Annotated in this window: 11 protein-coding genes; 3 read left to right on the top strand and 8 right to left on the bottom strand. The window is 43.9% G+C overall.

All coding sequences use genetic code 11. From position 1 onward, the window contains the following. Positions 1–135 precede the first annotated feature (135 nt). Both IGK63_RS02970 and IGK63_RS02965 read right to left on the bottom strand, forming a co-directional pair. On the bottom strand, positions 136–828 hold the full coding sequence (locus IGK63_RS02970) for a response regulator (protein WP_008378031.1): 693 nt from the start codon (positions 826–828) through the stop codon (positions 136–138). After that, entirely contained in the window at positions 825–2,354 is a 1,530-nt protein-coding gene (locus IGK63_RS02965) for a Spo0B domain-containing protein (RefSeq protein WP_034871874.1), read from the bottom strand. Before IGK63_RS02965 ends, IGK63_RS02970 begins: the two co-directional genes overlap by 4 nt. A gap of 167 nt (positions 2,355–2,521) precedes the next feature. Here IGK63_RS02965 and IGK63_RS02960 point away from each other — a divergent pair, with 167 nt between their 5' ends. Then, on the top strand, positions 2,522–3,850 hold the full coding sequence (locus tag IGK63_RS02960; protein WP_008378026.1) for a 2-hydroxycarboxylate transporter family protein: 1,329 nt from the start codon (positions 2,522–2,524) through the stop codon (positions 3,848–3,850). Positions 3,851–3,880: 30 nt separating this feature from the next. Then, positions 3,881–5,047 (top strand): NAD(P)-dependent malic enzyme, encoded by a 1,167-nt coding sequence (locus IGK63_RS02955; RefSeq protein ID WP_034871877.1) that lies wholly within the window; start codon positions 3,881–3,883, stop codon positions 5,045–5,047. A 203-nt stretch (positions 5,048–5,250) separates the two neighbouring features. On the opposite strand, the gene IGK63_RS02950 is transcribed toward IGK63_RS02955, so the two are convergent. Next, positions 5,251–6,729 (bottom strand): helix-turn-helix domain-containing protein, encoded by a 1,479-nt coding sequence (locus IGK63_RS02950; RefSeq protein ID WP_016611268.1) that lies wholly within the window; start codon positions 6,727–6,729, stop codon positions 5,251–5,253. Between the two features lie 428 nt (positions 6,730–7,157). Continuing rightward, positions 7,158–8,207: a zinc-dependent alcohol dehydrogenase gene (locus IGK63_RS02945; protein WP_228100636.1), complete on the bottom strand. Its 1,050-nt coding sequence runs from the start codon at positions 8,205–8,207 to the stop codon at positions 7,158–7,160. A gap of 89 nt (positions 8,208–8,296) precedes the next feature. On the opposite strand from IGK63_RS02945, the gene IGK63_RS02940 reads away from it, so the two are divergent. Then, positions 8,297–8,746: a MerR family transcriptional regulator gene (locus IGK63_RS02940; RefSeq protein WP_008378019.1), complete on the top strand. Its 450-nt coding sequence runs from the start codon at positions 8,297–8,299 to the stop codon at positions 8,744–8,746. A 54-nt stretch (positions 8,747–8,800) separates the two neighbouring features. Here IGK63_RS02940 and IGK63_RS02935 read toward each other — a convergent pair whose 3' ends face one another. The 4 genes from IGK63_RS02935 to IGK63_RS02920 form a co-directional block, all read right to left on the bottom strand. Continuing rightward, complete coding sequence (locus IGK63_RS02935; RefSeq protein WP_016611270.1) at positions 8,801–9,964, bottom strand: hypothetical protein; 1,164 nt, start codon at positions 9,962–9,964, stop codon at positions 8,801–8,803. A 47-nt stretch (positions 9,965–10,011) separates the two neighbouring features. Next, positions 10,012–10,776, bottom strand: a complete 765-nt coding sequence (locus IGK63_RS02930; RefSeq protein ID WP_034871879.1) for a hypothetical protein — start codon at positions 10,774–10,776, stop codon at positions 10,012–10,014. A gap of 73 nt (positions 10,777–10,849) precedes the next feature. Continuing rightward, complete coding sequence (lepB, locus tag IGK63_RS02925) at positions 10,850–11,329, bottom strand: signal peptidase I (protein WP_016611272.1); 480 nt, start codon at positions 11,327–11,329, stop codon at positions 10,850–10,852. A 27-nt stretch (positions 11,330–11,356) separates the two neighbouring features. After that, on the bottom strand, positions 11,357–12,823 hold the full coding sequence (locus IGK63_RS02920) for an HTH domain-containing protein (protein ID WP_051154583.1): 1,467 nt from the start codon (positions 12,821–12,823) through the stop codon (positions 11,357–11,359). Between the last annotated feature and the right edge of the window lie 13 nt (positions 12,824–12,836).

The following is a 12,836-nucleotide window of genomic DNA, read 5'->3' as shown; positions in this document are numbered from 1 at the left end:
CCTTCTTTATCAATCAGTCTAATAAAGAATAGGTTTAATTGAAATAATAATCATAAAATCTTAACAAAAATAGAAAAATACTCGTATTTTGATTATTAAATGCATTTATCGCAGCTGATAATGAGAGCTCATTTTTCAATCCGTTGTCTGCTTTTCTGCATATGTCAAAAAATACTGTTTATACGGACGCCCAATTTTTGTATACACATTTTCACTGCGAATGGCTTTGGTCTTTTCTAAGTGGGCGACATACTTTCTTACCGACACATGGGACAATGCGCAAGCTTGCGCCAATTCTTGGACTGTAAATGGCTGTTTGATAGTACGAATCGTTTCTTGGATCAACTGAAGCGTGTCTTCTGTCAACCCTTTTTCTAGTTCGATCCACGGACTTTTTTGGTTTCCCTGCAGAAGCAGATCGATTTGCTGCTGAGCGATCCGCGGATGTTTGAGGCTTTCGCGTCGTTGCTGAAATACTTGGATACTTTGGGCAAATCGTTCGAAGGAAAACGGCTTGATCAAATAATCCAGCATCCCCAAATGTAGGCTTTGGCTGATCAATCGTGTTTCATCGGCAGCCGTGATCATGATCACATCCACAGCCTGTTGTTGTTCCCGTAATGTTTGCAACAGCTCCAAGCCATTGCCATCTTTCAAATGGATATCCAGCAAGAGCAGCTCAATGGTTTCTTTTTGTAGCATTTCTTGCGCTTCTTCCACTGTTTCCACCGAAAAAATTCGCTCAAAAACCGCTAAACGTTCTAAATAGCTGCGATGAATAAATTGAACCATCGGATCGTCTTCAACAATCAAAATATTGGCTTTCATAGCTGCTCCTTCCGATAATCATTCGTGATCGTCACTTCCAAAACACCTTGCGCTTCCTGAAAAGTAATCGTCCCATTGACTTCATGCAGTAATTGCTGAAAATAGCCTACTTGTTGTAAAGTCACTTGTTCCGCTGGTGTCAACATTTCTTCCGCTAGCTGCCAACTCGTTTGCAACTGATTTTCTTGGTACTCGATTTTCATAAATATCTCTTGAGTCAAATGCTTTTGCAGCAAAAGATGATGTATATATTGATAAAGGTTTAATAAGACTTTGGTTTCATGTGCAACGGCCCCTTGAGGAATCTCTGGAAAAATTTCTAACAACAGCTGGCATTTCTTTTCTAAAAATTTTTGCCGCTCGCCAATCAAAAACCCTGCCAACAACGGGTTTTTAATAAGAATCGCTAGCCGATGAGCAAATTCTTTCTCTGGTTTCAAAATATCATCCAAATAGATCGTCAACTCTTCATAGGCTTCTAAATCCACCAAACCATAGATGACATGCAGCTTGTTCATAAATTCGTGGGCTTGACTTTGCAGTGCCGTCGCATAGGCTGTCGTATTTGCCAACTGATCCGCAATAAATAAAGACTCTGTCGCATTTCTTAGAAAAATAATATGCCCTATCTGCTGATTTCTCACGATGATCGGCGCCGATGAAAAGACATAGTTCTGCCCTTCTTGCTGTACTAACCGCTCTTGCTTCTTGTCAAAATCGACGTGCTGCAAAGCAGGCAAGATCGTTAGCAGGGATTGGCCAACCAAGCCATCTTCTGATGCAGTAGCAAGCGGCAATGCCGTGGCAGCTCGATTTGCCAGCAAGATGTTCTTCGCTAAGTCTAAGACAAAAACAACATCCTTGGTTTCTTCCAGCATACTATTGCGTTCTTCTAACAAACGTGAGATTTCTTGCGGTTCCAGATTATGCAGTTGTCGTTTCAAATAAAATGCCACGAATAATGCAATCCCCCCGCCTAATAGCAAACTGATGAACAATGCTTTCCGATAGCCTTTTTGCGATAGTAAGATTAGCGATTGCAGTGAAGTCATTTTAATCCCTAATGCCACGACGCCAAGTTGTTCTCCATCTTCTTTCACTGGAACGAACCCACGTAAGGACTGTCCTAAGGTGCCGTTGCCAATGGAGAGAGACTCCTTGCCTTCAATTGCCGGTGTTTCATCGCCACCTGTAAAAGGTTGACCAATCTTTTCAGGGTCTGGGTGCGTGATCCGAATAGCGTCTTGATCCATCAAAACAATAAAATCCAACCCATAATTTTTTGCTAATTCATTGGTATATGATTGCAACTGGGGACTGGCTTTCTTTTCCCGCAGTGCTTGCTTGACCTCCGCTTCTGATGCTAACTGACGACCGATCGATAGCAGCAGCGTTTCTTCATCCCGGTGCATTTGCTCTTTTTGTTCCATCATCATCAGTACATAAAATAATGTTAGAACGATACATAAGGTACTGGTAAAAATTCCTACTAACAGCACCCACAGCCGAACTGGCCGCTCTCGCATAGTCGTTCCTCCTCAATTGCTAATAAGCGTTCATTACACGCTCATTTTAACATAGGAATCTTTTTCCGAAGGTCTTTTTTTAAGTTGTATTTAATTAAATTAGTTAAATAATCTTCTTTGTTTGTGAGCGCTTCCTTATACTGGAAACATCCAAAGGAGGTATTTGAATGAAACAAGTCGTCGCAAAACAACCCGTTGTTGAAAAAAAGCAAACCAAAGCAAAGTGGTGGTCTTTCTATGTTGGTTCCGTTCCTTTGCCCGTCTATCTGGTAATGTCTGCCATTATCTTGATCACTGCTTTTCTACAGCAACTGCCTGTCAATATGTTGGGGGGGTTCGCCGTTATCCTAAGTTTAGGCTGGTTATTAGGAACGATTGGTGCCAACATCCCCATCATCAAGAATTTTGGTGGTCCCGCTATTTTTTCTTTGTTGATTCCGTCAATCCTGGTCTTTTTTAATCTTATCAATCAAAACGTATTGGAATCAACTAATATCTTAATGAAGCAAGCAAACTTCCTTTATTTCTATATCGCCTGTCTGGTTTGCGGCAGCATTTTAGGTATGAATCGCAAAATCTTAGTCCAAGGGTTGATGCGAATGATCATTCCTATGATGTTAGGCATGGTCTTAGCGATGGGCGTAGGTACCCTTGTCGGTGTCCTGTTAGGGCTAGATTGGAAACACACTTTGTTCTTTATTGTGACTCCTGTTTTAGCCGGCGGTATTGGGGAAGGAATCTTACCACTTTCCTTAGGCTATAGTGCCATCACTGGTTTAGGTAGCGAGCAATTGGTCGGTCAGTTGATTCCAGCCACTATCATCGGCAACTTTTTCGCGATCGTTTGTACTGGCTTGTTGACTCGCTTAGGGGAACAAAAACCGCAGCTTTCAGGAAAAGGCCAACTCGTCAAAATGAGTGATGGGGATGATTTGAAAGATGCGTTGGTTGAAGATCAATCACCGATCGACGTCAAATTGATGGGTGCCGGTGTGCTGACCGCTTGTACGCTCTTTATTCTCGGCGGTTTGCTGGAACACGTCACTGGTTTTCCTGGACCTGTTCTCATGATCGTAGCAGCCGCTTTCTTGAAATACTTGAATGTCGTACCAAAAGAAACACAAAAAGGATCGAAACAGCTTTACAAATTCATCTCTGGTAACTTTACATTTCCACTCATGGCAGGATTAGGACTGCTTTATATTCCTTTGAAAGATGTCGTCGGTATGCTGACCTGGCAATACTTTTTAGTCGTTATTAGCGTCGTTTTCACTGTGATTGCCACGGGATTTATCGTTTCTCGCTTTATGAACATGTACCCCATCGAAGCAGCCATCGTTTCTGCTTGTCAAAGCGGAATGGGTGGAACCGGCGATGTCGCGATCTTAAGTACCGCCGACCGCATGAATTTGATGCCATTTGCCCAAGTAGCTACACGTTTGGGTGGCGCGATCACGGTTATCTCAATGACCGCACTTTTACGACTATTATTTTAATTGTTTGAAATCGGAAGGGAGAAATCAAGAATGTCAACGATGAATGTCAAAGAAGCAGCTATGAAACAAGCCGAGGAAAATGGGGGCAAATTAGCCGTCGTTTCTAAAGTCACTATTGATTCAAAAGAAGATTTAAGTATCGCCTACACCCCAGGAGTCGCAGCTGTTTCATCAGCAATTGCTGAAAACGAAGAACTCGCCTACACCTTGACCACCAAGAAAAATACTGTCGCCGTGATCAGCGATGGCTCAGCGGTGTTAGGTTTGGGCAATATCGGTGCCAAAGCAGCTATGCCGGTCATGGAAGGCAAAGCGGCCTTGTTCCAGCGCTTTGCCGGAATCGATTCGATTCCGATCGTCCTAGATACGCAAGACACCGAAGAAATCATTCAAACGATCAAAGCGATCGCACCAACCTTTGGTGGGATCAACCTAGAAGATATCAGCGCCCCTCGCTGCTTTGAGATCGAACGACGCTTGATTGAAGAATTACCGATCCCCGTGTTCCACGATGACCAGCACGGAACTGCCATCGTGGTATTAGCCGCTTTGATCAATAGCCTGAAGCTGATCGACAAATCCTTTGAAGAGGTCAAAATCGTGATCAACGGCGGTGGTTCAGCTGGCCTTGCCATTACCCGAAAATTTTTGGCTGCTGGCATCAGACACATCACTGTTGTCGACAAAGCAGGGATCATTTCAGAAACGAACCATGAACTTGCGCCCCATCACGCAGAAATTGCCAAAGTCACCAATCGTCAACATCTAACAGGAACACTAGAAGATGCCCTCAAAGGAGCAGATGTCTTCGTAGGCGTTTCAGCTCCCGGTGTGCTGCACCCTGAGTGGATCAAAACGATGGCAGAAAAACCAGTGATTTTTGCTATGGCGAATCCAACGCCAGAGATTTTCCCTGATGAAGCACTGGCAGCTGGCGCCTTTATCGTCGGTACTGGTCGCAGTGATTTCCCTAACCAGATCAATAATGTCTTGGCCTTTCCGGGAATCTTCCGAGGCGCATTAGACGCTCGAGCAAGAGACATCACGATCGAGATGCAGATCGCAGCAGCACAAGGGATCGCTAGTTTGATCCCCGAATCAGCTTTGACTCCAACCACTATCATTCCAGATGCGTTTCAGCCTGATGTCGCTAAAGTCGTGGCAGAAAGCGTGAAGAATGCGGGGAAAAAAGATTAAATAGATTGGTATCATTAGTGACTGCAGCGCTAGTTGTTTGATACCAATAAAATGAAAAATAGCTACAAAAATGTACCGACTATGAAAACTAGTCGGTACATTTTTGTGTCGGATTTTACAGTTAATCGAAAGTTTCCTCCCAGAAGACAGTCCGAAAAAATACTACCTAACTTCCCATTCACTATTGCTTCACTTGGTTCACTTCACAGAGGGCACTCTTTAGTTTGAGGATACAATCGACAAATCACACGCTCCCAATCTTTCTTCGTTGGTATGCTACTTAACAAGATATAATCATCCGTCAAACCATAATCCAGGATATAGGGACGATAATTTGTGACGATCAAAACCTTCTGGTCCGCTTTTAATCGTTCTTCTGTTAATTCGTGCAATGAAAGAAAAATGACTTGATACTTGTTTGCAAAGAGCCGAATTGCTTGTAGTCGAATCATTTGAACGACCATTGAGTCCCCTTCTATAAGAAACAAAATATTTTTTTTCGGTTGATAATAGTCGCGTAGTAAATCACTTACCGTTGTAAAACTGATAGCAATATCTTCCATAAATTCTGTCGCAAAAGCTAACTCTTCTTTGTACTTTTCCAAAAATGGTTTATTTTTGTAGTAAGACTCTCGATGGTATGTTTTTATTGAGGCGACTTCTTCAGCTTGTCGCTTGTTCAAAGATGGACAAATCACTTCATTGAGTTTTCTAGACACCAGAAAGGAGGTTAGATAATCTTCTAGCAGTGACTGATCCCAGCCCTTAAATTCGGCATCAGCAAAATACGCTTTTACGATCGGCTTCACTTCTGGCCAGAAATTAAATCGAGCTAGAAAAGTTTTTTCTCGATCGTATTGATTGATTGTCCGCGTACATATAATCATGTAGTGAAGCCAAGCAAGTTCTTCTTTGGGTAAAGATACCCCATACTCTTTGAAAATGACTTCTTTCAGAATCTCTAGCAATTTAAAATCATTTTCTTGATAGACAAGCTCTTTTGCCCAGTCAGGAATCGAAACATAGTGCTCCTTTTGCGCCCGTACAATCGTTATATACAGCAGTGAATAAAAAGCCGAGATCGTCAAGCCAGTCCCTACTTCATATTTTCCCAATTTATCAGAAAGTCCCTTTAGAATTACATGATGCAGGCCTTCTGGTGGTCTGATCGTATAGGGGGTGGGCTCACCTACATAGTAAAAATCAAAAAAGAATTTACGAATGCTTGCTTCATCGCCTACCAAAGTAACCGGTGTGAAACTTAGAGAAAGTCCATACTCTTTTAAGGCTGGTTGCACACGTGCAATAAACCTTCGTAATGTTGTTTCCGCATAATTGTATCGATAAGCCAATTCATTCAGATCAACTACTTCTCCATAAAAAATGTTCCCAATGATTTCAAATAAAACTTCCTGATTTAATAGCTGCTCTTTTTTTTCTTTAAAGAGAACACGATTTCGTTCTTCGAAATGAAATCCGCTATTACCTGATACCAATTCAATACATTCGCCAAAATGCTCTTTGATCAAGCGTAGGTCTTTCACCAATGTCCGCTGAGAAATAGCCAATCGCTCAGAAAGAATCCCAACTTTAAAAACTTGTTCTCGTTCAATAATCGTTAATATCTGCATCCAACGCTTTGTACTCGGACTTGTAATAAAAGACATCTGAAGTTCCCTCATGCCATTTCTTCACTCATTTCCTTTTCTGACTTGGCTCTATTCATTCTACCATACAACAGAAACCCCTTTCTTCGCTACGTCAAATGAACTTCTTTCTAAAAACATAAGATGTGGCACGAAACATCCATTGTCAGAAAAGTTCGCTTTCGCTTTTTTGAACTTGCTGCGGGCTTTCTTTCAATCCATAGCAAGGCAAGCACCATTCTTTTCCTGGATCAAATGATAGCACTGCGACACGCGACAAATAAGAAAAGTGCTGACACCCATGTATACACACAACCTTTTGCCTGTGCGCAACAGATTTTCTATTGCAGATTCAAATAAAAAAGCTTAACACCTCGTAGATGTTAAGCAGAATCAGCTATCATTCTATGTTTGTTCAATACTCGGTGCCCGATTTTCATTTGGCATTCTTCTCTGGATCGGATTTAAAACCTCACAACCGCTTTGACCAACGGATCATCTTCTAACGTTTGGCGTTCTAGCGCCTCTTGCAGTTTTTCCAATGGGTATTCATCCGTGATATATTTTGTGGGATCGATCATGCCACTAGCAATCAAATCGATCGTTTCTTCAAACTCTTGGCGGGTGCATGAAACGCTGCCGATGAGCTTGATTTCTTGCAGGACCAACCGATTTAATGAAAAAGGAATTTCGGGAGCAACGGAATTTCCGATCGCCACGATCGTTGCGCCAGGACGAGCAGCCTCAATGCATGTCGCTAAGGAACTGCTGGAACCGACCGCTTCAAAAATCAAATCGAACCCACCAGCAGACGCGTCTTTCAATACTTCCCCGCGGTTTGGATCCTTAGCGTCAAAGTAATCGTCAAAGATTCCCAATTCCTTGGCTTTCTCAATTTTTGTATCGTTGATTTTGGACATGGCCACATAAGAAGCCCCAGCTTTTTTTGCCAATTCGCCAATCAATTGCCCGATGATCCCACTTCCAGAAACCAAGACTTTGTCATTTAACTTAATATTGGATTTACGGACGGCATGATAGGCAACCATCAAGGGATCAATCAAGCTAGCTGCTGTATCTGAAACTGTATCTGGCAATTTATAAGCATTGGACGCTTTTCCGACAAACCGTTCGGCATAGGCGCCATTGCAGACAAAGCCGATATAATTGGTGCCGTTTACTTCCCGACACAAATGCTCTTGCCCTTTTTGGCACATCTCACATTTTCCACAATAAAGATTTGCCCAAAAAGCGACGCGATCGCCGATTTTAAAGGAACTATCGCCTGCATCCGTCACGACACCGCAAAACTCGTGACCCATGATAAAATCGGACTCCCCTGTTTTGCCCCAACCTTTCCCTGCTTGCCACATATGCACGTCACTGCCGCAGACGCCGCAAGCTGAAACTTGGATCTCGATCAGTCCTTCTTCCACTTTCGGCACAGGTACTTGTTTGACCTCGATCGTTTCTGGTCCTTTTAATACAGCAGCTTTCATGTTTTTTTCTGTCATCTCTGTTTCCTCCTCATTGCTTTTTCCTTTTCTTACTGTCATACTAACATTAAAGTTAACTTTAAAGTCAACGTTAAGGAGTGAAAAAAATGACCTATACGATATCCCAAGTTGCGAAAGCCTTAAATATCCCCACGTCAACCATCCGCTATTACGACAAAGAAGGCCTTTTGCCGACGTTAGCGCGCAAAGAATCTGGCTACCGTTTATTTTCAGATACCGAAATTGAGATGCTGGAATTGATCGAATGTCTGAAGGAAACAGGCATGACCATTAAAGAGATCAAAGATTATGCACAATTGACACGCCTTGGTGATGACTCGCTGCAAGAACGCCATAAAATGTTTCTTGAACAAAAAAAAGCGCTGCAAGCGCAGATAGACGCTTTGCAGCAATCGATGGCGTTGATCGACCATAAGTGCTGGTATTATGAATCAGCGATCGCAGCCGGTACAGAACAAATCCATTTCCCAATCAAAATGTCGTTGAGAAACAAAGAAAAGTTTCAAGCGATCACCGCCCAAAGCGAAGATCGCTAACGTTATGTAACGTTCACAGGACTATCTGCCTGCTTCTAGTGATCCGAAGCAAACCTATTCTTGGTACTTTTCAAATACTTGCTTGTCTGCTAGTGAATAGACTTGTTCATACAAATAATCAAAGAGAGTATTCATGTTCTCTTTCGTATCGCTCACTTCATCAAGGATCTCTTTTGCCGTACGATGGGCGATATTCAAGCGCATTTCGGCGTTGTAGATCATCCGTTCTGCTTCAACCTGCGCTTCTTCAAGTGTCCGGTCTGCTTTCTTTCTAGCAAACAGCAAGATCTCTCGCATCTCCGCTTGAAACTGCTGATTTTCTTTTTGTAACTCTTGGTTTTCTTTTTGCAGCTCATTGACCGCTTTGCGAAGCGCAGCGGCTTCTTCTTCCTGAGGGCCTCGATCCTGCTCCTCCAGCTGTGCTTCTTTTTCAGCGAGTTGGTTCGCCAAATTTGTGATGACCTCTTCTTTTTGGAGCAGCAGCTGTTTTTGTTCTTGGGCTTTGCTTTCATACCATTGTTTTTCTCTTGCCCAATCCAAGCGTTCAAAAATCGCTTTTTCTTTCACTTGCTGGATATCCGACTGTGAGCGATGCAAGGTTTCTGCATGGAGCCGCTTTTCAAGTTCTGTGATTCTCGTTCGTGCCAACACTAACTCTTGATGGGTTTGTTCAAAGCTCATATCTGCTGGTGAGACAGGCGCCAGCTCCATCTGCTCCTCGTTCGCTTCCGCGGTAAACGCTTCAAAAGAGCGTTTTTCTTGATAGCTAGGCAAGGGCGCATTGACAGTTTCATTACGCTTTTTGGTGCTTTTACGCTTTCTCTTCCCTTTACTGCTTACTGGATGTGGCATGCCAGTTTCTGAGGACCAGGGTTGCGTCGAGTGCTTAGGCGATCCTTCTGGCTCCAATCGTTCCTCTAGTTCCGCTTGTACTGAAGGAGACGGTGCCGGCGCCTGTCCACTTCGTTGCCCTTGTTTTTTGCCTTTTTGGGGTTTACTACTGGTACCCATCATTTCTTGATCATTGCTAGTAGCTTTCTTTTTTGCGGTATCGGCGAAGGCTTCTTTCGCCGGTCCATTGGCAACAGCTGTCTCAGCGGTTCTGTTTTCTTTCTCATACGTTTCTTCAAATCCTTTTAATTCTTTCAATGACACTTGGTTCATTTCGTCGAATAGCGTCTGAGCAGAAAACCACCCACGTCCCTTCTTCTTACTCATCCCTTGAATCCCTCCCTTTCGTCAATAACTCTTTTGATTGTTTCATTCTAAGTTCCCGTGTCTGAAGCTTGGACAAGCTCTTTTCGGTTGAGTACTTGCCACTGTCCCTGAGCATTGCGGACGATCGTTTGTTCAAATGACGTATCGGGCGTATCTGCTACTTGCAACACGAAATGGCACCGTTTCACGCCCTGCGCCTGCGATAGATCATCGATGATTCGCTGCAAATTAGCTTCCCAAGCAGGAAAGTCCGCAGAAGAGTTCAAATGACTTGAACTCGTTAGGGTGATTTCTTGCAGCGGTTGGTCAATATGGATCAGCACGACTGTCGGTCCTAAAAAAGGCGTCACTTGCGTCCCAAATTCTTCTTCTAGCTGAAAACGCGCTTCTCGATCATCCGCCATCAGCAGCGTCTGCCAAGCAAGATTTTCAAAAGGGAGACCTGCAGACGGGTACACCGATAACGGTCGTTGCGTCCCTTCAATCTGTTCTTTTTGTAAATGTAAGATTTCCTGTTTCATCTGCTCCCTTTCCTCTGCTATCCTGCGGCTTTGCGCATGTATGGAAACATGAGTAAAAGTCAAAAGCAGCAAACTCATAAGAAACAGACCACTCACCATCAGTAACGCTAACGGATGTTCATTACGAATCTTATGCTTAAAAAAAGCCAGTTTTCTTTTTTCCAACTCCGTCATCTTTGTTCGTCGCTCAAGTCTTCGAACAAAGATTTCGAGGTATCCCCGTTGAGCAAGCACCCCGATCGCCACAAAACAAAGCAGCAGTATGCTGACATAAACAATCTTCACGGACATCCCCCTTTCCATCTTTTGTCCATAATTGAGCCTCGATTTTCAAACAGACACGCTGACTGACCTCGTTGAATCCTTAAAAGAAATTCAAGACGACCCCACGAAGCGCCTCGCTCGTCACCATACCAAATTCACGACTATCGATCGAGTGCATGATCGCATCCCCAACGACGAAATACTCTCCTGGCTGCAAGATGCCTCCGACCGGCAATTCCCTCGCCGTTTCTTGCGTCAGTGTAAAGGTATAGGAAAAATCATAATAGGACCCTGATGCACCCAATAGCAAACGATTGCCACTGCGCGCATAGGAATCCCCAGGAACCCCGATCACTCGTTTTACGATCAGCAGCCCTTCATGCTCAAAAGCGACGAGATCATAACGATGCGGCAACTGATTCTTTTGAATAACGACTAACTCGTTGTTTTGAATAATGGGGGCCATCGAATCACCGCTGACACGAGCCATTTTGTAGTTTGAAAAGAAATAGAACAGCAGCAGTAGCAGACAACTTATCCCCAACACACGAAGTAGCAATTGCTTTTGGAATCGACCCATGATACCTGTTGCTCCTCTACCATAATTTTACGTCGTACGTAGCGTTTGACTGATTCTACCGTTGGCTCTACCGTTTTTGCGAGAGGCAGACGCTGCTTGAAGCTCTTCACTAGGAACAGAGCCTTTACATTGACCAAGAAAATCGGCTAAAATCGCCTTGCCGAGACGTTCAATGGAATTTGGCTCAATCGGTCGTTCCAACCGATAGATGGGCTGTTCCAATTCCAGCAAAAAGAGCGGTTGATCAGTGACTACCACCTGGCGGGCGGTGAAAATCGACAGCTCACTCGTAGTCTCGACGACAACATCCACTCCTTGGGCAGCCAGCCAATCACTCAGACGTTGTTTGATCCAGCCTTTGATTTTCTCATTTCCACACAAATGATAGGTGATCATCAGCTGGTTGTTTTTTAACTGCTGCTTCTTTAGATAGGACTCGCCTATTGTCAGCAAATAGTGAGAAGCAGCGCTAGAAAGTGCCTTAGACTTTCCAATCTCCGACACTGCTGGCTTTCGACGATCCCGCAGCAAAGGAGGTGGCACATGGAAGAGCCGATCCAGTAACATGACTGCTAACGTCACTTGCACGAATACGCGATCTTCTCTCAATGTCTCTGCTTGCTTAGGAAACGTCTCTCGCAAGCTATCGATTGGATCAAAGGGCACCGTTTCTTCGACCCACGGATGTTTCAATAAAAACGAAAGTACCCCTTCATCTGCCATCATCAAAAACAATAGGACACACCGTTCTTGCTGCGACAAGGACCTGCAGACCTCCAAGCCTTCGATGACAAAACCCGTTTTTTCTAGAAACAACCGACAAAAGTCAGCCATTTCCCAATTTTCTTCCAAGCGTCCACCTTGTTGCGCCCGCAAAAGAAAGACCTTCGTCCACTGCAACGAAACCACTGGATCGATCGGCAAGGACGGACGATACCGCAGTGTCAACGTTTCAGCCAGCTGCTCAAAGATTTGGTAGGGCTGTTCCTCTTCTTCAAAATAAAAGGCTTTATAGAAATACCGTATGTTTCCTTCTGCCCCTTCTAGGCACCACTGCTTTTTATTCAAGGTCAGTTCATAAGCAGCGAACAAGGTCTGAAGCTGACGACATTGTTTCAAAAAGGTTTGATTGCCTAATCCGGTGATCGCAACAAGTTTTTCCGGTATCGCCGTTTCTTGCTGACACAAGAAATGCAGAAACAACAGATTCGGGTCATCCGCCAACAATGCTCGCTTTTTTTCCTGATACTCTGCCAATTCTTGGATCATCAATTCATAACCATTGCTGGCAGATGCGAGGATCGTCGAAGCCCCAAAGAGTTGGCGCAGTTCCTCAATGTCTGAAATAATCGTCCGCCGAGAAGCGCCGCAAGCATGTGCCAGCTGTTGCCCACTTAAAGGACCGCAACATTCCAACTGCCGCAAAATCGTCAATTGCCGCTTGCACGTCATTGAAAATAAACTGTTCATCAATAAAGACGGCTTGTTTCTCATCGTTTCACCTCCC

The sequence above is a fragment of the Enterococcus sp. AZ040 genome (genome assembly GCF_050499185.1).
GTDB lineage: Bacteria > Bacillota > Bacilli > Lactobacillales > Enterococcaceae > Enterococcus_D > Enterococcus_D entomosocium.
This window is presented reverse-complemented; position numbering and strand designations above follow the sequence as displayed.